The sequence below is a fragment of the Streptomyces collinus genome, assembly GCF_031348265.1.
In the GTDB taxonomy this organism is placed as follows: domain Bacteria; phylum Actinomycetota; class Actinomycetes; order Streptomycetales; family Streptomycetaceae; genus Streptomyces; species Streptomyces collinus.
Genome location: NZ_CP133771.1, coordinates 6,020,953 through 6,038,530 on the forward strand (window position 1 = coordinate 6,020,953; position 17,578 = coordinate 6,038,530).

The 17,578-nt window shown below is 69.4% G+C and carries 19 protein-coding genes; 16 read left to right on the plus strand and 3 right to left on the minus strand.

The window, feature by feature from the left end; all coding sequences use genetic code 11:
- Positions 1 to 44 precede the first annotated feature (44 nt).
- The 14 genes from RFN52_RS27570 to RFN52_RS27635 all read left to right on the plus strand — a co-directional run bounded on the left by RFN52_RS27570 (position 45) and on the right by RFN52_RS27635 (position 12,806).
- Positions 45 to 692 (plus strand): L-threonylcarbamoyladenylate synthase, encoded by a 648-nt coding sequence (locus RFN52_RS27570; protein WP_030854964.1) that lies wholly within the window; start codon positions 45 to 47, stop codon positions 690 to 692.
- On the plus strand, positions 689 to 1,369 hold the full coding sequence (locus tag RFN52_RS27575) for an arsenate reductase/protein-tyrosine-phosphatase family protein (protein ID WP_184850005.1): 681 nt from the start codon (positions 689 to 691) through the stop codon (positions 1,367 to 1,369). The genes RFN52_RS27570 and RFN52_RS27575 overlap by 4 nt, the downstream gene beginning before the upstream one ends.
- A 71-nt stretch (positions 1,370 to 1,440) precedes the next feature.
- Positions 1,441 to 2,679, plus strand: coding sequence for a serine hydroxymethyltransferase (glyA, locus tag RFN52_RS27580; RefSeq protein ID WP_184850007.1), 1,239 nt, complete (start codon positions 1,441 to 1,443; stop codon positions 2,677 to 2,679).
- A gap of 129 nt (positions 2,680 to 2,808) precedes the next feature.
- The gene (locus RFN52_RS27585) at positions 2,809 to 4,155 is read left to right on the plus strand and encodes an MraY family glycosyltransferase (RefSeq protein WP_184850009.1); all 1,347 of its coding nucleotides are present in this window, start codon (positions 2,809 to 2,811) and stop codon (positions 4,153 to 4,155) included.
- Positions 4,156 to 4,452: 297 nt separating this feature from the next.
- On the plus strand, positions 4,453 to 4,890 hold the full coding sequence (locus tag RFN52_RS27590; RefSeq protein ID WP_184850011.1) for a Cg1360 family ATP-synthase-associated protein: 438 nt from the start codon (positions 4,453 to 4,455) through the stop codon (positions 4,888 to 4,890).
- 225 nt (positions 4,891 to 5,115) lie between these two features.
- Positions 5,116 to 5,931 carry a F0F1 ATP synthase subunit A gene (gene atpB / locus RFN52_RS27595; protein ID WP_486388990.1) on the plus strand — a complete coding sequence of 272 codons (816 nt, stop codon included), beginning with the start codon at positions 5,116 to 5,118 and terminating at the stop codon, positions 5,929 to 5,931.
- Positions 5,932 to 6,009: 78 nt separating this feature from the next.
- The gene (locus RFN52_RS27600; protein WP_010040161.1) at positions 6,010 to 6,246 is read left to right on the plus strand and encodes an ATP synthase subunit C-like protein; all 237 of its coding nucleotides are present in this window, start codon (positions 6,010 to 6,012) and stop codon (positions 6,244 to 6,246) included.
- Between the two features lie 39 nt (positions 6,247 to 6,285).
- Positions 6,286 to 6,834: a F0F1 ATP synthase subunit B gene (locus RFN52_RS27605; RefSeq protein WP_142159450.1), complete on the plus strand. Its 549-nt coding sequence runs from the start codon at positions 6,286 to 6,288 to the stop codon at positions 6,832 to 6,834.
- Positions 6,831 to 7,646, plus strand: a complete 816-nt coding sequence (locus tag RFN52_RS27610) for a F0F1 ATP synthase subunit delta (RefSeq protein WP_184850013.1) — start codon at positions 6,831 to 6,833, stop codon at positions 7,644 to 7,646. The genes RFN52_RS27605 and RFN52_RS27610 overlap by 4 nt, the downstream gene beginning before the upstream one ends.
- Positions 7,647 to 7,772: 126 nt before the next feature.
- A complete protein-coding gene (atpA, locus tag RFN52_RS27615) occupies positions 7,773 to 9,362 on the plus strand; it encodes a F0F1 ATP synthase subunit alpha (protein WP_031104202.1) in 1,590 nt (529 codons plus the stop codon).
- Positions 9,363 to 9,382: 20 nt separating this feature from the next.
- Positions 9,383 to 10,303 carry a F0F1 ATP synthase subunit gamma gene (locus RFN52_RS27620; protein WP_031104203.1) on the plus strand — a complete coding sequence of 307 codons (921 nt, stop codon included), beginning with the start codon at positions 9,383 to 9,385 and terminating at the stop codon, positions 10,301 to 10,303.
- On the plus strand, positions 10,304 to 11,740 hold the full coding sequence (gene atpD, locus RFN52_RS27625; protein ID WP_031104204.1) for a F0F1 ATP synthase subunit beta: 1,437 nt from the start codon (positions 10,304 to 10,306) through the stop codon (positions 11,738 to 11,740).
- Positions 11,741 to 11,851: 111 nt separating this feature from the next.
- Entirely contained in the window at positions 11,852 to 12,229 is a 378-nt protein-coding gene (locus tag RFN52_RS27630; protein WP_031104205.1) for a F0F1 ATP synthase subunit epsilon, read from the plus strand.
- Positions 12,230 to 12,359: 130 nt separating this feature from the next.
- Entirely contained in the window at positions 12,360 to 12,806 is a 447-nt protein-coding gene (locus RFN52_RS27635) for a DUF2550 domain-containing protein (protein WP_184850015.1), read from the plus strand.
- A gap of 14 nt (positions 12,807 to 12,820) precedes the next feature.
- Here RFN52_RS27635 and RFN52_RS27640 read toward each other — a convergent pair whose 3' ends face one another.
- The 3 genes from RFN52_RS27640 to RFN52_RS27650 form a co-directional block, all read right to left on the minus strand.
- Positions 12,821 to 14,644 carry a glycoside hydrolase family 18 chitinase gene (locus tag RFN52_RS27640; RefSeq protein WP_184850016.1) on the minus strand — a complete coding sequence of 608 codons (1,824 nt, stop codon included), beginning with the start codon at positions 14,642 to 14,644 and terminating at the stop codon, positions 12,821 to 12,823.
- 124 nt (positions 14,645 to 14,768) lie between these two features.
- A complete protein-coding gene (locus RFN52_RS27645; RefSeq protein ID WP_184850019.1) occupies positions 14,769 to 15,410 on the minus strand; it encodes a response regulator in 642 nt (213 codons plus the stop codon).
- A complete protein-coding gene (locus tag RFN52_RS27650) occupies positions 15,407 to 16,600 on the minus strand; it encodes a sensor histidine kinase (RefSeq protein ID WP_184850021.1) in 1,194 nt (397 codons plus the stop codon). Before RFN52_RS27650 ends, RFN52_RS27645 begins: the two co-directional genes overlap by 4 nt.
- A gap of 152 nt (positions 16,601 to 16,752) precedes the next feature.
- Here RFN52_RS27650 and RFN52_RS27655 point away from each other — a divergent pair, with 152 nt between their 5' ends.
- Together RFN52_RS27655 and RFN52_RS27660 are read left to right on the plus strand one after the other, a co-directional pair.
- A complete protein-coding gene (locus tag RFN52_RS27655; protein WP_184850023.1) occupies positions 16,753 to 17,331 on the plus strand; it encodes a hypothetical protein in 579 nt (192 codons plus the stop codon).
- The gene (locus RFN52_RS27660) at positions 17,328 to 17,516 is read left to right on the plus strand and encodes a DUF5708 family protein (RefSeq protein ID WP_184850025.1); all 189 of its coding nucleotides are present in this window, start codon (positions 17,328 to 17,330) and stop codon (positions 17,514 to 17,516) included. The genes RFN52_RS27655 and RFN52_RS27660 overlap by 4 nt, the downstream gene beginning before the upstream one ends.
- The last annotated feature ends 62 nt before the right edge of the window (positions 17,517 to 17,578 follow it).

Sequence of the window (17,578 nt, forward strand, 5' to 3'; positions counted from 1 at the left end):
CGGACTTCATCCCAGCAGCACGTGTACGAGGAGGCCAGCTAAAGATGGCACGGCGATACGACACCAACGACGCGACCGACCGTGTGACCGGTCTGCGCGAGGCAGCGTCCGCCGTCCGCCGTGGCGAGCTCGTGGTGCTGCCGACGGACACGGTGTACGGCATCGGCGCCGACGCGTTCTCCTCGGAGGCGGTCGCCGACCTGCTCGACGCGAAGGGCCGGGGCCGCAACATGCCCACGCCCGTCCTCATCGGCTCCCCGAACACGCTGCACGGCCTCGTCACGGACTTCTCCGAGCTGGCCTGGGAGCTGGTCGACGCCTTCTGGCCGGGCGCGCTGACGCTCGTCGCCCGGCACCAGCCGTCCCTCCAGTGGGACCTCGGGGACACCCGCGGCACGGTCGCCGTGCGCATGCCGCTGCACCCGGTCGCCATCGAGCTGCTGACCGAGGTCGGCCCCATGGCCGTCTCCTCCGCCAACCTGACCGGCCACCCGGCGCCGGAGGACTGCGACGCGGCGCAGGAGATGCTGGGCGACTCCGTCTCCGTCTACCTCGACGGGGGCCCGACCCCCGGCATCGTGCCGTCGTCGATCGTCGACGTGACCCGTGAGGTGCCGCTGCTGCTGCGCGCGGGTGCCATCTCGGCGGACGAGCTGCGAAAGGTCGTACCCGACCTCGAGGTGGCGAATTGACGGCCCCTGGATCGGGGCGTGGCATAGGCAACGGGGAAAGCGCGGCGGAGATCACGACGACCTTCGTGGGACTTCCGCGCGACAGCTTCCGCATCCTCCACGTCAGCACCGGCAACGTGTGCCGCTCACCCATCACCGAGCGGCTGACCCGCCATGCCGTGCGGGAGCGGCTCGGCATCCTGGGCGGCGGGCTGATCGTGGAGAGCGCCGGCACCTGGGGCCATGAGGGCGCGCCCATGGAGTCCCACGCGGAGACCGTCCTGGCCGACTTCGGCGCGGACGCCTCCGGCTTCACCGGGCGCGAGCTCCTCGACGAGCACGTGATCCGCGCCGACCTGGTGCTGACCGCCACCCGGGACCACCGGGCGCAGGTCATCTCCATGGGCCACTCGGCGGGCCTGCGCACCTTCACGCTCAAGGAGTTCACCCGCCTGGTCAAGGCCATCGACCCGGCGACCCTGCCGCCGCTGGAGGAGGGCGTGGTCCTCCGCGCCCGTGCGCTGGTCCGCGCCGCGGCGGCTCTACGCGGGTGGCTGCTGGCACCGAACGCCGAGGCGGACGAGGTCTACGACCCGTACGGGGCGCCCCTGACGTTCTTCCGGTCCATCGGCGACGAGATACACCAGGCACTCGATCCGGTCGTCACGGCCCTGACGGGCGTCCCGGCAAAGATGTAACAGCCGAGCGCCCCGGGGGCCCCGGGCCTACATTGGACGTACGTCACCGTCGACGCTGCCCGGAGCCCATCATGACGGTCACCCCTGCCATCCAGGCCGACGTCCTGCGCCGCCAGGACCCCGAGCTCGCCGACATCCTGCTCGGCGAGCGGGAGCGGCAGTCGACCACGCTCCAGCTGATCGCCGCCGAGAACTTCAGCTCCCCGGCCGTACTGGCCGCGCTCGGCTCCCCGCTCGCCAACAAGTACGCCGAGGGCTACCCGGGGGCGCGGCACCACGGCGGCTGCGAGATCGCCGACGTCGCCGAGCGCCTCGCCGTTGAGCGGGCGAAGGCCCTGTTCGGCGCCGACCACGCGAACGTCCAGCCGCACTCGGGCTCTTCGGCGGTGCTCGCCGCCTACGCCGCCCTGCTCCGCCCCGGCGACACCGTCCTCGCCCTCGGCCTGCCCTATGGCGGGCACCTCACGCACGGCTCACCCGCCAACTTCTCCGGCCGCTGGTTCGACTTCGTCGGATACGGGGTGGACGCCGAGTCGGGGCTCGTCGACCACGAGCAGGTGCGCACCCTGGCCCGCACACGCCGGCCCAAGGCGATCGTGTGCGGCTCCATCGCCTACCCCCGGCACCTCGACTACGCGTTCTTCCGCGAGGTCGCCGACGAGGTGGGCGCCTACCTCATCGCGGACGCCGCGCACCCCCTCGGGCTCGTCGCCGGGGGAGCGGCGCCGAATCCGGTGCCGTACGCGGACATCGTCTGCGGGACCACCCACAAGGTGCTGCGGGGCCCGCGCGGCGGCCTGATCCTGTGCCGGGCGGAGCTGGCCGAGCGGGTCGACCGGGCGGTGTTCCCTTTCACACAGGGTGGTGCGCAGATGCACACCATCGCCGCCAAGGCGGTCGCGTTCGGGGAGGCGGCAACACCGGCGTTCGCCGCGTACGCCCATCAGGTGGTGGCGAATGCGCGGGTTCTGGCGGCCCGGCTGGCCGCGGCGGGCCTGGTCGTCACCACCGGCGGCACGGACACCCACCTGATCACCGCCGACCCGGCGCCCCTCGGCGTCGACGGGCGCACGGCAAGGGGCCGTCTGGCTGCGTCCGGCCTGGTCATGGACTGCTGCGCGCTGCCGCACGCGGACGCCCGGGGGCTGCGGCTCGGCACGGCCGCGGTCACCACGCAGGGCATGGGTGAGGGGGAGATGGTCCGGATCGCCGAGCTGCTCGCCGGGGTGCTCGGGGGCGTGACGGAGACCTCAAGAGCCCGTGAAGATGTTCGGGAGCTGTCCGGTCGATTTCCGCCGTATCCCGCTTGAGTCGGGGTAAGCGCATCAGGGTGCACAGCCACTCGTGCAACCATCGTCGCTACCCGGAAGTCCCCACTCATATGCGCGCATCGCTAGGGTGTGGGGCTGAGATGGCCAGCGAGACCTGTGGGGAAGCCCGTGCGTGAATACCTCCTGACGCTCTGCATCACGGCCGCGGTGACGTATCTGCTGACAGGGCCGGTACGTAAGTTCGCGATCGTGGCCGGAGCGATGCCGGAGATCCGGGCACGTGACGTGCACCGGGAGCCCACTCCGCGCCTCGGCGGTATCGCGATGTTCTTCGGCCTGTGCGCGGGCCTGCTGGTCGCCGACCACCTGACCAACCTCAACCAGGTCTTCGAGACGTCGAACGAACCCCGGGCGCTGCTGTCCGGGGCGGCGCTGATCTGGCTGATCGGTGTGCTGGACGACAAGTTCGAGATCGACGCCCTGATCAAGCTGGGCGGCCAGATGATCGCCGCGGGTGTGATGGTCGTGCAGGGTCTGACGATCCTGTGGCTGCCGATCCCCGGCGTCGGCTCGGTCGCGCTCACCCAGTGGCAGGGCACCCTGCTCACGGTCGCGCTGGTCGTCATCACCATCAACGCGGTCAACTTCGTCGACGGCCTGGACGGCCTCGCGGCCGGCATGGTCTGCATCGCGGCCACGGCGTTCTTCCTGTACGCCTACCGCATCTGGTACTCGTACGGCATCGAGGCCGCCGCCCCGGCCACCCTCTTCTCGGCGATCCTGATGGGCATGTGCCTTGGCTTCCTGCCGCACAACATGCACCCGGCCCGGATCTTCATGGGCGACTCGGGCTCGATGCTGATCGGCCTGGTCCTGGCCGCCGGCGCGATCTCCGTCACGGGACAGGTCGACCCGGACGCGCTCAACCTGTACGTGGGCTCCGAGAAGGAGGCCGTGCACCAGACGGTCCCCGTCTACATCCCGCTGCTGCTGCCGCTGACGATCATCGCGGTCCCGGCCGCCGACCTGATCCTGGCGATCGTGCGCCGCACCTGGCGCGGCCAGTCCCCGTTCGCAGCCGACCGCGGCCACCTGCACCACCGGCTGCTGGAGATCGGCCACTCGCACAGTCGCGCGGTGCTCATCATGTACTTCTGGTCGGCGCTGATCGCCTTCGGCGCCCTCGCCTACTCGGTCAACTCGGCGTCCATGTGGATCGTGCTGGGTGTGGTGTTCCTCAGCGCCATCGGGCTCCTGCTGCTTCTGCTGCCGCGCTTCACGCCGCGGGCCCCGCGCTGGATGGAGCGCTTCATCCCGCCGCGCTACCGGCGTCGCGGCTCGGTCGCGGCCCTCGCACCGGAGGCCTCGACCCCGGCGTCCGCGGCGGACCAGCACGTTCCCGCCGGGGCCGAGAGCCGCACCCCCGCGGTGTCCGGGGCGGCCGGCGTCAACGGGGCGACCGCCATCGGCCCCCGTTCGCGCCTGGCCGACCGGCGCAAGGCCGGGACAAGGTAAGAATCTGACTAGAGCATTGCCAAGTCGTGGGGTTGCGATGGAGGTGCGAAGCACCCAATACCAGACATCTCGGCTCGCTTCTCGCTCAGACGCGCAGGTTCACTCTCATGTGTGAGAGTCCGCACACCTTCAGGTAAAGACTGCATCAAATAGTTTGTGATACGGTTCACGAGAACCCCCCGGATAGAGCCGAAGGACCGCAGTGCGACGGTCCATTGGCGTGAGGTCTCCACTCAGCCCGGGACTACGCTCGTCCATGACGACACCCCTGCCCCCTGCGAAAGCGGAGTTGCCGCCATGCCGTCCAATGACGCCCGGAACCTCTTGCAGTGCGCTGTGCCCACAGCCGCTGCCGGTGTGGTCGTGGTCGCCGTCAGTGGCGCGGTGGCCGGAGGCAAGGGAGCCGTCGGAGCGGCCGTCGGTACCGTGCTGGCCATCCTCTTCATGGGGGTTGGCCTGTACATCCTCCAGTGGACGGCAAAAACGCTCCCGCAGCTGTTTCAGGCCATGGGGCTGATGCTCTATGTGGCTCAGCTGCTGCTTCTCCTGATCTTCGTCGCCCTCTTCAAGGACACCTCTCTCTTCAACGCGAAGACGTTCGCCCTCGGGCTCGTCATCGCCACCGTCGTGTGGATGGCCGCGCAGGCTCGTGCGCATATGAAGGCCAAGATCTTCTACATCGATCCGGACTCCGAGAAGAGTGAGAAGCCCGAGAAGACCGGACCGTCGTCGTGACGAGTAGGGGCGCGATAAAGGGCAGTAGGAACTCCTGCTATCGTCCGGTGCCAACTGCGGCATCGCGGGCGCGGGCATGTGAGCTGACGCCTGCTCGAACGCGAGGCTCGATGCCCCCCAGCCGCCCTCACATCCGTAACACCAGTCCGGTGCCGATCCGCGGCTGCGCGCCGCGCCGACACAACGAGGTTGCCGTACCTATGCGTCACGCCGAAGGAGCCCGCGGTGAGTGCTGACCAGACCCAGCTCGCCTTTGACTGGAGCTGTCGGATCATGTCCGACGGGTGTGGTTTTCCGGCACCGGGCCTGCACTCGTTCCTCTTCAAGCCGATTGCCACGGTTGGAGGGTTCGAGTTCAACAAGGTGATGCTGCTTGCCCTCATCACCACCATCCTCGTCATCGGCTTCTTCTATGCGGCCTTCGGCAAGGCCAAGGTCGTGCCGGGCAAGCTGCAGATGGTCGGTGAAGCCGGATACGACTTCGTCCGCCGCGGCATCGTCTACGAGACCCTCGGAAAGAAGGAGGGCGAGAAGTACGTCCCCCTGATGGTCTCGCTCTTCTTCTTCATCTGGATCATGAACATCTGGTCCGTGATCCCGCTCGCGCAGTTCCCGGTCTCGTCGATCATCGCGTTCCCGGCTGTCCTCGCCGTGATCGTCTACGTGACCTGGGTCTCGCTGACCTTCAAGCGGCACGGCTTCGTCGGGTTCTTCAAGAACATCACCGGCTACGACAAGTCGCTCGGCCCGGTGCTGCCGCTCGTCATGGTCATCGAGTTCTTCTCGAACCTGCTCGTCCGGCCGTTCACGCACGCCGTGCGACTGTTCGCCAACATGTTCGCCGGCCACCTGATGCTGGTGATGTTCACCGTCGCCTCCTGGTACCTGCTGAACAGCTGGATGATCCCGGCGGCCGGTGTCTCCTTCGTGATGACCGTCGCGATGATCGGCTTCGAACTCTTCGTGCAGGCCGTCCAGGCGTACGTCTTCGTACTCCTTGCCTGCACGTACATCCAGGGCGCTCTGGCCGAGCACCACTGAGCCCCGCCCGCCCCGCAAATCCCAAGAACGTCCGGTGGCCAACCCCCGCCGGTCCGTGAAAGAGAAGGAAGAAACAGCATGGCTGCCACTGAGACCCTCGCCGCTGTCTCCGGTTCGCTCGGCTCCATCGGCTACGGCCTCTCCGCCATCGGCCCCGGCATCGGCGTCGGCATCATCTTCGGCAACGGCACCCAGGCTCTGGCCCGTCAGCCCGAGGCCGCCGGCCTGATCCGTGCCAACCAGATCCTGGGCTTCGCCTTCTGTGAGGCGCTCGCCCTCATCGGCATCGTTATGCCGTTCGTGTTCGGTCAGTAATTTCCTGCTCACCGACACGTTTCGACGAAAGGCACTGATGTGATCGCCAACCTGGTGCAGCTGGCGGCCGAGGAAGAGCAGAACCCGCTCGTTCCTCCGGGCCCCGAGCTGCTCGTCGGCACCATCGCCTTCGCCATCGTGTTCTTCTTCTTCTGGAAGAAGCTGCTTCCGAACATCAACAAGGTTCTGGAGGAGCGCCGCGCGGCGATCGAAGGCGGTATCGAAGAGGCCGAGACCATGAAGGTCGAGGCCCAGAGCGTCCTTGAGCAGTACAAGGCACAGCTCGCCGAGGCCCGGCACGAGGCCGCGCGCCTGCGCCAGGAGGCGCAGGAGCAGGGTGCCACGCTCATCGCCGAGATGCGGGCCGAGGGCCAGCGTCAGCGCGAGGAGATCGTCGCCGCCGGTCACTCCCAGATCGAGGCCGACCGCAAGGCCGCCGCTTCGGCGCTGCGCCAGGACGTCGGCAAGCTCGCCACCGACCTGGCCGGCAAGCTCGTCGGGGAGTCCCTCGAGGACCACGCCCGCCAGAGCCGCGTGATCGACCGGTTCCTCGACGAGCTCGAGGAGAAGGCCGAGGCCGGGCGATGAGCGGAGCGAGCCGCGAGGCCCTGGCAGCCGCACGTGAGCGTCTCGACGCGCTGACGGACTCGACGTCCGTGAACGCGGCTTCGCTCGCCGACGAGCTGGCCGCCGTCACCGCGCTGCTCGACCGCGAGGTGTCGCTGCGTCGGGTCCTCACCGACCCGGCGCAGTCCGCGGAGGCGAAGGCCGAGCTGGCCCAGCGTCTGCTCGGCACCCAGGTCAGCGGCCCCGCCGCCGACCTGGTGGCCGGCATGGTGCGCTCCCGCTGGTCGCAGTCGCGCGACCTGGTGGACGCCCTGGAGGTGCTGGCCGACACCGCCGACCTCACCGCCGCGCAGCAGGCCGGCAAGCTCGACGACGTCGAGGACGAGCTGTTCCGGTTCGGCCGGATCGTCTCCGGCAGCACTGAGCTGCGGGCCGCGCTGACCGACCGCAAGGCCACCACCTCGGCCAAGGGCGGGCTGCTGCGCAGCCTGCTCGGCGGCCGGGCCCAGCCGGCCACCGAGCGTCTGGTCACGCGCCTTGTGACCGCGCCGCGGGGACGTAGCCTGGAGTCGGGACTGGAGTCCCTGTCCAAGCTCGCCGCCGAGCGCCGGGACCGCATGGTCGCCATCGTGACCTCGGCGGTACCGCTGAGCGACCCGCAGAAGCAGCGCCTGGGCGACGCCCTCGCGAAGCTCTACGGCCGCCGGATGCACCTCAACCTGGACGTGGACCCCGAGGTCCTCGGCGGTATCCGGGTGCAGGTCGGTGACGAGGTCATCAACGGCTCCCTCGCGGACCGCATCGAGGACGCAGGCCGCCGGCTCACCGGCTGAGCAGCAACTCAATAGGCAGTACGTACTTACGACGGCCCTGGTTGGGCCGTGCAGAAGAATCCTGGGGGTCGCCCCCAGACCCCCAAAGTGAAACTTCGGGCCCAACAAGGAGAGCAGGGAACCCAGATGGCGGAGCTCACGATCCGGCCGGAGGAGATCCGGGACGCGCTGGAGAACTTCGTCCAGGCGTACAAGCCGGACGCGGCCTCGCGCGAGGAGGTCGGTACGGTCACCTTCGCCGGCGACGGTATCGCGAAGGTCGAGGGTCTGCCCTCGGTCATGGCCAACGAGCTGCTGAAGTTCGAGGACGGCAGCCTCGGTCTCGCCCTCAACCTCGAGGAGCGCGAGATCGGCTGCGTCGTCCTCGGCGAGTTCAGCGGCATCGAGGAGGGTCAGCCGGTCTCCCGTACCGGTGAGGTTCTCTCCGTCGCGGTGGGCGAGGGCTACCTCGGCCGCGTGGTGGACCCCCTCGGCAACCCGATCGACGGCCTCGGCGAGATCGAGACCGAGGACCGTCGCGCCCTGGAGCTGCAGGCCCCGGGCGTCATGGTCCGCAAGTCGGTGCACGAGCCGATGGAGACGGGCTACAAGGCCGTCGACGCGATGACCCCGATCGGCCGTGGCCAGCGTCAGCTGATCATCGGTGACCGCCAGACCGGCAAGACCGCCCTGGCCGTCGACACCATCATCAACCAGCGCGACAACTGGCGCTCGGGCGACCCGAACAAGCAGGTCCGCTGCATCTACGTCGCCATCGGCCAGAAGGGCTCCACGATCGCCGGTGTGCGCGGCGCTCTGGAGGAGGCCGGCGCGCTGGAGTACACGACCATCGTCGCCGCCCCGGCGTCCGACCCGGCCGGCTTCAAGTACCTGGCGCCGTACACCGGTTCGGCCATCGGCCAGCACTGGATGTACCAGGGCAAGCACGTCCTGATCATCTTCGACGACCTGTCGAAGCAGGCCGACGCCTACCGCGCCGTGTCGCTGCTGCTGCGCCGCCCGCCGGGCCGTGAGGCCTACCCGGGTGACGTCTTCTACCTGCACTCCCGTCTGCTGGAGCGCTGCGCGAAGCTCTCCGACGAGATGGGTGCCGGCTCGATGACCGGTCTGCCGATCGTCGAGACGAAGGCCAACGACGTCTCGGCGTTCATCCCGACCAACGTCATCTCCATCACCGACGGCCAGTGCTTCCTGGAGTCGGACCTGTTCAACGCCGGTCAGCGCCCCGCGCTGAACGTCGGTATCTCCGTCTCCCGAGTCGGTGGTTCCGCGCAGCACAAGGCGATGAAGCAGGTCTCCGGCCGTCTGCGCGTGGACCTCGCCCAGTTCCGTGAGCTGGAGGCGTTCGCCGCCTTCGGTTCCGACCTGGACGCCGCGTCCAAGGCGCAGCTGGAGCGCGGTCAGCGCATGGTCGAGCTGCTGAAGCAGGCGCAGTACCAGCCGATGGCCACCGAGGACCAGGTCGTCTCCGTCTGGGCCGGCACCACCGGCAAGATGGACGACGTCCCCGTCGTCGACATCCGCCGCTTCGAGAAGGAGCTGCTGGAGTACCTGCACCGCAAGGAGCAGGGCCTGATGACCTCCATCCGCGAGGGCGGCAAGATGTCCGACGACACCCTTCAGGCTGTCGCCGACGCCATCGTGGAGTTCAAGAAGCAGTTCGAGACCGCCGACGGCAAGCTGCTCGGCGAGGACACCCCGGCTGCCGGTAAGTGACGACGGAAGGGACCTGACTCATGGGAGCCCAGCTCCGGGTCTACAAGCGTCGCATCCGATCCGTCACCGCGACCAAGAAGATCACCAAGGCGATGGAGATGATCGCCGCCTCGCGCGTCGTCAAGGCGCAGCGCAAGGTGGCGGCCTCCACCCCGTACGCGACCGAGCTCACCCGGGCGGTCACGGCGGTCGCCGGCGGATCCAACACCAAGCACCCGCTCACGACCGAGCCCGAGAACCCGACCCGCGCCGCGGTCCTGCTCCTCACGAGCGACCGCGGTCTGGCCGGCGCCTTCAACTCCAACGCCATCAAGGCCGCGGAGAAGCTCACGGCGAAGCTCGAGGCCGAGGGCAAGGAGGTCGTCAGCTACATCGTCGGCCGCCGCGGTGTCGCCCACTACAACTTCCGCGAGCGCAAGATCGCGGAGACGTTCACGGGCTTCACCGACGAGCCGTCGTACGCGGACGCCAAGAAGGTCGCGGCCCCGCTGATCGAGGCGATCGAGACGGAGACGGCCGAGGGCGGCGTGGACGAGCTCCACATCGTCTACACCGAGTTCGTGTCGATGATGACGCAGACGGCGATCGAGGCCCGGCTGCTGCCGCTCAGCCTCGACGAGGTCGCCGAGGAGGCCAAGCCCGCCAAGGGTGAGATCCTCCCGCTGTTCGACTTCGAGCCCTCGGCGGAGGACGTCCTCGACGCCCTGCTGCCGCGCTACGTCGAGAGCCGCATCTACAACGCGCTGCTCCAGTCGGCCGCCTCCAAGCACGCCGCCACGCGGCGCGCGATGAAGTCGGCCACCGACAACGCCGGAGAGCTCATCGAGACGCTCACCCGGCTTGCCAACCAGGCCCGCCAGGCCGAAATCACCCAGGAAATCAGCGAGATCGTCGGTGGCGCCAGCGCCCTGGCCGACGCGACCGCGGGGAGTGACCGATAAATGACCACCACTGTTGAGACGGCCACGGCGACGGGCCGCGTCGCGCGGGTCATCGGCCCGGTCGTCGACGTGGAGTTCCCCGTCGACGCGATGCCGGAGATCTACAACGCCCTGCACGTCGAGGTCGCAGACCCGGCGCTCGCGGGCGAGAAGAAGACGCTGACCCTGGAGGTCGCCCAGCACCTGGGTGACGGCCTGGTCCGCGCCATCTCCATGCAGCCCACCGACGGCCTGGTCCGCCAGGCCCCGGTGACCGACACGGGCGCGGGCATCACCGTCCCGGTCGGCGACTTCACCAAGGGCAAGGTGTTCAACACCCTCGGTGAGGTGCTGAACAGCGACGAGGTCCACGAGGGCGAGCGCTGGTCCATCCACCGCAAGGCCCCCGCGTTCGACCAGCTCGAGTCGAAGACCGAGATGTTCGAGACGGGCCTGAAGGTCGTCGACCTGCTCACCCCGTACGTCAAGGGCGGCAAGATCGGTCTGTTCGGTGGTGCCGGTGTCGGCAAGACCGTGCTGATCCAGGAAATGATCATGCGTGTCGCCAACCTCCACGAGGGCGTCTCCGTCTTCGCGGGCGTCGGTGAGCGCACCCGTGAGGGCAACGACCTCATCGCGGAAATGGAAGAGTCCGGCGTTCTGGACAAGACCGCCCTGGTCTTCGGCCAGATGGACGAGCCCCCGGGCACCCGTCTGCGCGTGGCCCTGGCCGGCCTGACGATGGCGGAGTACTTCCGCGACGTCCAGAAGCAGGACGTGCTGTTCTTCATCGACAACATCTTCCGCTTCACCCAGGCCGGTTCCGAGGTGTCGACCCTGCTCGGCCGTATGCCCTCCGCGGTGGGCTACCAGCCGAACCTGGCCGACGAGATGGGCACCCTCCAGGAGCGCATCACCTCGACCCGTGGTCACTCGATCACCTCGATGCAGGCGATCTACGTCCCCGCGGACGACCTGACCGACCCGGCCCCGGCCACCACCTTCGCCCACCTCGACGCGACGACGGTTCTGTCCCGTCCGATCTCCGAGAAGGGCATCTACCCGGCCGTGGACCCGCTGGACTCGACGTCCCGCATCCTCGACCCGCGGTACATCACGGCGGAGCACTACAACGCCGCGATGCGCGTGAAGAACATCCTGCAGAAGTACAAGGACCTGCAGGACATCATCGCGATCCTCGGTATCGACGAGCTCGGCGAGGAGGACAAGCTCGTCGTCCACCGTGCCCGTCGCGTGGAGCGCTTCCTGTCCCAGAACACCCACGCCGCCAAGCAGTTCACCGGCGTGGACGGTTCGGACGTGCCGCTGGACGAGTCGATCGCCGCGTTCAACGCGATCTGCGACGGCGAGTACGACCACTTCCCGGAGCAGGCGTTCTTCATGTGCGGTGGTCTTGAGGACCTCAAGAACAACGCCAAGGAGCTCGGCGTCTCCTGAGCCCCGTGCTCGTCGGAGGGGGCGGGGTTCGTCCCGCCCCCTCCGTCACGCCTACTAGACTTGTAACCAACACCCGGCACTCCCGCCGGGTGGTGACCCGAGGAGCCACCCTTGGCTGCTGAGCTGCACGTCGCGCTGGTCGCGGCCGACCGTGAGGTCTGGTCCGGCCAGGCCACCCTGGTCGTCGCGCGCACCACGTCCGGCGACATCGGCGTCATGCCCGGTCACCAGCCGCTGCTCGGTGTGCTGGAGTCGGGCCCGGTGACCATCCGTACGAGCGAGGGCGGGACGGTCGTCGCCGCGGTGCACGGCGGATTCATCTCGTTCGCGGACGACAAGCTCTCCCTCCTGGCGGAGGTCGCCGAGCTGTCGGACGAGATCGATGTCCAGCGCGCGGAGCAGGAGCTCGAGCGCGCGAAGGCGGAGGACGACGCGGACGCCCAGCGCCGCGCCGACGTCCGTCTGCGGGCTGCCACGGCGGCGCGCTGACCCCGTCCGCCGTGTGATGACGTCACTCAGCCGCGGCTGGGTACCGGAGAGATCCGGACCCAGCCGCGGCTGAGGCGGATGTGGGTGATTTTTACGTTCCGTTACCTAGGAGACGAGGAGGTCGGTGTCGATGGTCCTCGCTCTGACTGTGTGCGGAATCGTGGTGGCCCTCGTGGTGGTGGGCCTGTTCGTCTTCGGTCTGCGCCGCCGGCTGATCCAGCGCTCGGGCGGCACCTTCGACGCCAGCCTGCGCTGGGACACCCCGGAGGAGGGCGACCGGAACGGCAAGGGCTGGGCGTACGGGGTGGCCCGCTACAACGGCGACCGCGTCGAGTGGTATCGCGTCTTCTCGTACTCACCGCGTCCGCGCCGCACCCTGGAGCGGTCCGCCATCGAGGTGGCCGGCCGCCGGGTGCCGGAGGGTGAGGAGGAGCTGGCGCTCCTCTCCGACCATGTGATCCTGGCCTGTCTGCACCGGGGCACGCGTCTCGAACTCGCGATGAGCGAAGACGCGCTGACCGGTTTCCTCGCGTGGCTTGAGGCAGCCCCGCCCGGTCAGCGCGTCAACGTGGCGTAATCCGCCGAACTCGTTTACGACAGGCCGCTGTCGATGGCGTTCGCCAGCTCTCCGTTCGCGGTGTCTCCGCTGAACTCCCAGAAGAACGCGCCGCCGAGGCCTTGGCTCTTGGCCCAGCTCATCTTCCCGGCGATGGTGGCCGGGGTGTCGTACGACCACCAGTTGCTGCCGCAGTGCGCGTACGCCGTGCCGGCGATGGTGCCGGTGGCCGGGCAGGAGTTCTTCAGGATCTTGTAGTCCTCGATGCCCGCCTCGTACGTGCCCGGAGCGGCACCGGTCGCCGATCCGCCCGGGGCGGACTGGGTGACGCCGGTCCAGCCGCGGCCGTAGAAGCCGATGCCGAGCAGGAGCTTCTTCGCGGGGACGCCCTTGGCCTTCAGCTTGGCGATCGCGTCGGCCGAGTTGAAGCCCGCCTGCGGGATCCCCGGGTAGGACGTGAGCGGGGAGTGCGGGGCGGTCGGGCCGTCCTTGTCGAAGGCGCCGAAGTAGTCGTACGTCATCACGTTGTACCAGTCGAGGTGCTGGGCGGCGCCGCCGTAGTCGGCCGCGTCGATCTTGCCGCCGGAGGAGCCGTCGGCGGTGATGGCCGCGGTGACCAGGTAGTTCTGGCCGAACTCGGTGCGCAGCGCCGACATCAGGTTCTTGAAGGCGGCGGGGCCGGAGGTGTCGCAGGTCAGGCCGCAGGCGTTCGGGTACTCCCAGTCGATGTCGATGCCGTCGAAGACATCGGCCCAGCGCGGGTCCTCGACGACGGCCTTGCAGGACTTGGCGAACGCGGCCGCGTTCTGCGCCGCCTGGCCGAAGCCGCCGGAGTAGGTCCAGCCGCCGAAGGAGTACAGCACCTTGATGTGCGGGTACTTGGCCTTCAGCTGGCGCAGCTGGTTGAAGTTGCCGCGCAGCGGCTGGTCCCAGGTGTCGGCGGTGCCGCTGACGGACTGGTCGGCCGTGTAGGCCTTGTCGTAGGCGGCGTAGGTGTCGTCGACGGTGCACTGGCCGTTCTTGACGTTGCCGAAGGCGTAGTTGATGTGGGTGATCTTCGACGCCGAGCCCGAGGTCACCAGGTTCTTGACGTGGTAGTTGCGGCCGTAGACGCCCCACTCGGTGAAGTAGCCGAGCTTGACCTTGTCGCCGGTGGGCGGCTCGGTCGTGCCGCCGGTGGTGCGGACCCGGACGGCTCCGCTGACCGGGCCTGTCTGGTCGGCGGTGTCACGGGCCTGGACGGAGTAGGAGTAGTCGGTGCCCGCGGTGAGGCCGGTGTTGGTGTACGAGGTGCCCGTCACGGTGGCGACCTTCGATCCGTCGCGCAGGACGTCGTAGTTCTTGACGCCCTTGTCGTCGGTGGCGGCGGACCAGGACAGCTTCACCGAGGTGTTGGTGATGTCCGAGGCGGTCGGGGTGCCGGGGGCGCTCGGCGCGCGGTCGCCGGGTTCCGTGGTGCCGCCGTCGCAGCTGCCGCCGTTGAGCTTGCAGTTGGCGGGGGAGCCGGAGCCGCTGCCGTTGAAGCCGAAGGTGACGGAGGCGCCGGGGGCGAGGGTGCCGTTCCAGGACTTGTTCTTCGCGGTCCAGTGGGTGCCGGAGGAGGTGACGTCGGCGTCCCAGGAGGAGGTGACGGACGTACCGGAGGGGAAGTCCCATTCGACGGTCCAGGAGCTGAGCGCCGTGGTACCGGTGTTCTTCACCGTCCACTTGCCCTCGAAGCCGGAGCCCCAGTCCTGGGTCTTGGCGTAGGAAGCGGTGGCGGACGTCGCGGCCTGGGCCGGGCTCGCCAGGCCGACGAGGCCGGCCAGCGGGAGCAACAGCGTCGCGAACCCTGCCGCGGCTCTGTGTCTGAAGCGCATGCTGCGCCTCCTTGATGGAGTTGTGGGGGGCGTGACTGAGCCTCACGCCCACTCATGGTGCGGTGAGAATAGAAAGGTCTGGACCACCGGTCAATAGGTCTGGACCACCAGCACCGAACGCGGCTCAGACACCCAACTCCTGGGCCAGCACGGCGGCTTGCACCCGGCTCCGCAGCTCCAGCTTCCCCAGCAGCCTGCTGACGTGGGTCTTCACGGTCGCCTCGGCCATGTCGAGCCGCTCGGCGATGCCCGCGTTGGACAGACCCTGGCCGAGGCAGGACAGCACCTCGCGCTCCCGCCGGGTCAGCTGTTCGAGCACCGCCGGATCGGCCCCGGGCTCCCGGGCGGGCTTCGCGGCGAACTCCGCGATCAGCCGCCGCGTGACCGCCGGGGCGATCATCCCCTCCCCGCGCGCGACCGTCCGCACGGCCTCCAGCAGCTCCGCCGCCTCGGTGTTCTTCAGCAGGAAGCCGGACGCGCCCGCCCGCAGCGCCCCGAAGACGTACTCGTCGAGGTCGAAGGTGGTCAGCACCAGCACGTCGGCGAGCCGCTCCGCGACGACCTGCCGGGTCGCCGACACCCCGTCCAGCCGCGGCATCTGAACGTCCATCAGCACCAGGTCCGGCCGCAGCTCACGGGCCAGCGCCACCGCCTGCTCGCCGTCCGCCGCCTCGCCGACCACCTCGATGTCGGCCGCGCTGCGCAGGATCAGGACGAGCCCGGCGCGCACGGCGGACTGGTCCTCGGCAACCAGGACGCGGATCATGCGGTGTCTCCTTCGAGGCTGTGGCTGACGGGGAGGGTGGCGCGCACCACCCAGATCTTGCCCTCGGACGAGTCCTCGGGGGCGGCTTCGAACGTGCCGTCCAGCAGGGCCACGCGCTCTCTCATGCCGACCAGACCCGCGCCGAAGCCGGGGGCGCGCGGGGCGTCCCGGTCCCCGTAGGGGCTGGTCACGCTCACGACGAGGGAGCCGTCCCGCCGGGCGAGACACACGGTGACCCGGCCCGGGGCGGCGTGCTTGAGCGCGTTGGTCAGCGACTCCTGCACGATGCGGTAGGCGGCGAGCTCGACGGGGGCGGGCACCTCGCTCCGTTCGGCGTCGAGGGTGACGTCGAGGCCGTTGGTGCGGGCGCCGTCCACCAGCGCACCGAGACCGTCGAGCGTGGGAGCGGCGGACGGTTCCACGTCGCCGCTGCTGTCGCGCAGGATGCCGATCAGCCGCCGCATCTCGGCGAGCCCCTCCACGCTGTTCTCGCGGATGACCACGAGGGCGTCCTGTGAGGTCTTCGGGTCGTCGAGGGACAGCGCGGCGGTGGAGTGGATGGCGATGGCGGACAGATGGTTGGCGACCATGTCGTGCAGCTCGCGGGCCATCCGGGCACGTTCGGCGGTGACCGCCTGGGTGCGGTCCATCTCGGCGAGCAGCGCGGTCTGTTCGGCGCGCAGCCGGGCCGCCTCGGCCGCGTCACGGTGGTTGCGGACGATCAGACCCGTGGCGGCGGGGCCGAAGGACACGAGGCCGGTGATCACACCGATCAGCAGCGCCTCGGGCTCGCGCCAGACCGCGAACGGCACCACCGCCCCGGCCACCGAGAGGAGCCCGGTGATCCGCGGGATGCGGTGGGCCGATGCGGGCGGGCCGTACAGGACGGCCGCGTACATCAGGTCGGTGTACATCAGGACCGTGACCAGGTTGCCCTGGGTGACGGTGTCCAGGACGATCGCGGGCGTGCCGATCAGCAGCGCGCTGCGGGGGGCGGCCCGGCGCAGCAGCTCGCAGCCGGCCATGACGAAGAGCGGCAGCAGAAGCGGCCAGCGTCCCGGCAGGAGCACGTACGCCTCGGTGTGCGGCCGGGTGGCCAGGCCGACGCCCCACAGCAGCAGCCCGCCGAGCAGCCCGCCCAGCGCGATGTAGACGTCGAAACGGCGGGGTCGGGGGAGTCGTACGGCCATGTCACCATCCAACACGGCCGTCGCGCCCTGCGCGTGATCCCGGCGGAGGGTCCCCGGCTGCATCCTTCGATGTACTGCGGGTTCGTCAGTCGCGACGACGATTCCGGGCGCGCCGCACGGGAGCCTGAAGAGGTGACCGAGAGGAGCGAACCGTGATCGTCGCATTGATCGCAGCCTGCGAGATCGGCTTCTGGGTACTGCTGGCGGCCGGCCTGGGCGCCCGCTACCTGCTGCGCATGCCACGGCTGGGACTGGGCCTGCTGCTGTGCGAGCCGCTGCTGGAGGTCGTCCTGCTGGTCGCCACCGCGCTGGACCTGAAGAACGGTGCCGAGCCGAACTGGACGCACGGCCTGGCCGCGCTGTACATCGGCTACACCGTCGGGCACGGCCACCGCACGGTGAAGTGGCTGGACGGCCACGCCGCGCACCGGCTGGGCGGGGCCCCGAAACCGATCGGCCCACCGCGCTACGGCATGGCCCGGGCGCGCCACGAGGGCAAGGTCTGGCTGGGCACGCTGGTGGGCGCCGCCGTCGCGACCGTGCTCCTCCAGCTCGCGATCTGGTACGTGGACGACCCGAGCCGCGTGACCTCCCTGGAGAGCTGGCGCCATGTGGCCTGGCGTGCGGCCGGGATCCACGGACTGGTCGCGCTGAGCTATCTGATCTGGCCGCGGAAGGCTCCCGCGGAGGAGCCCGAGGTGTCACTGGAGAAGGAAGGGGTGCGCCGATGAGCCGGGCGCGCGGGAATCTCCTGGAAGGGCTCGCCACCTTCGCGGCGGGCTTGGGGCTGTGGTTGTTCGCCGGTGATGTGGAGGTGCCCCTGGTGACCCTCACGAAGACGGGGGTGGTGATGATGTACGTGGGCGGTGCGCTCGCCGCGGTGGGTCTGTGGCAGGCGGCGCGCCGGGGGACCTGAGTGCCGCCTGCCGAGTGCGGGTCCGTCGTGGCCGCTCGCGCAGTTCCCCGCGCCCCTTCCGG

Excerpts from the sequence above, each read along its gene's own strand:
- glyA (WP_184850007.1), top strand. The coding sequence starts at position 1,441 with ATGACGGTCACCCCTGCCATCCAGGCCGACGTCCTGCGCCGCCAGGAC.
- RFN52_RS27640 (WP_184850016.1), bottom strand. The coding sequence starts at position 14,644 with ATGCGCTTCAGACACAGAGCCGCGGCAGGGTTCGCGACGCTGTTGCTC.
- RFN52_RS27635 (WP_184850015.1), top strand. The coding sequence starts at position 12,360 with ATGGTCCTCGCTCTGACTGTGTGCGGAATCGTGGTGGCCCTCGTGGTG.
- RFN52_RS27610 (WP_184850013.1), top strand. The coding sequence starts at position 6,831 with ATGAGCGGAGCGAGCCGCGAGGCCCTGGCAGCCGCACGTGAGCGTCTC.
- atpA (WP_031104202.1), top strand. The coding sequence starts at position 7,773 with ATGGCGGAGCTCACGATCCGGCCGGAGGAGATCCGGGACGCGCTGGAG.
- RFN52_RS27620 (WP_031104203.1), top strand. The coding sequence starts at position 9,383 with ATGGGAGCCCAGCTCCGGGTCTACAAGCGTCGCATCCGATCCGTCACC.
- RFN52_RS27660 (WP_184850025.1), top strand. The coding sequence starts at position 17,328 with ATGAGCCGGGCGCGCGGGAATCTCCTGGAAGGGCTCGCCACCTTCGCG.
- RFN52_RS27590 (WP_184850011.1), top strand. The coding sequence starts at position 4,453 with ATGCCGTCCAATGACGCCCGGAACCTCTTGCAGTGCGCTGTGCCCACA.
- RFN52_RS27600 (WP_010040161.1), top strand. The coding sequence starts at position 6,010 with ATGGCTGCCACTGAGACCCTCGCCGCTGTCTCCGGTTCGCTCGGCTCC.
- RFN52_RS27650 (WP_184850021.1), bottom strand. The coding sequence starts at position 16,600 with ATGGCCGTACGACTCCCCCGACCCCGCCGTTTCGACGTCTACATCGCG.
- RFN52_RS27645 (WP_184850019.1), bottom strand. The coding sequence starts at position 15,410 with ATGATCCGCGTCCTGGTTGCCGAGGACCAGTCCGCCGTGCGCGCCGGG.
- RFN52_RS27570 (WP_030854964.1), top strand. The coding sequence starts at position 45 with ATGGCACGGCGATACGACACCAACGACGCGACCGACCGTGTGACCGGT.
- atpD (WP_031104204.1), top strand. The coding sequence starts at position 10,304 with ATGACCACCACTGTTGAGACGGCCACGGCGACGGGCCGCGTCGCGCGG.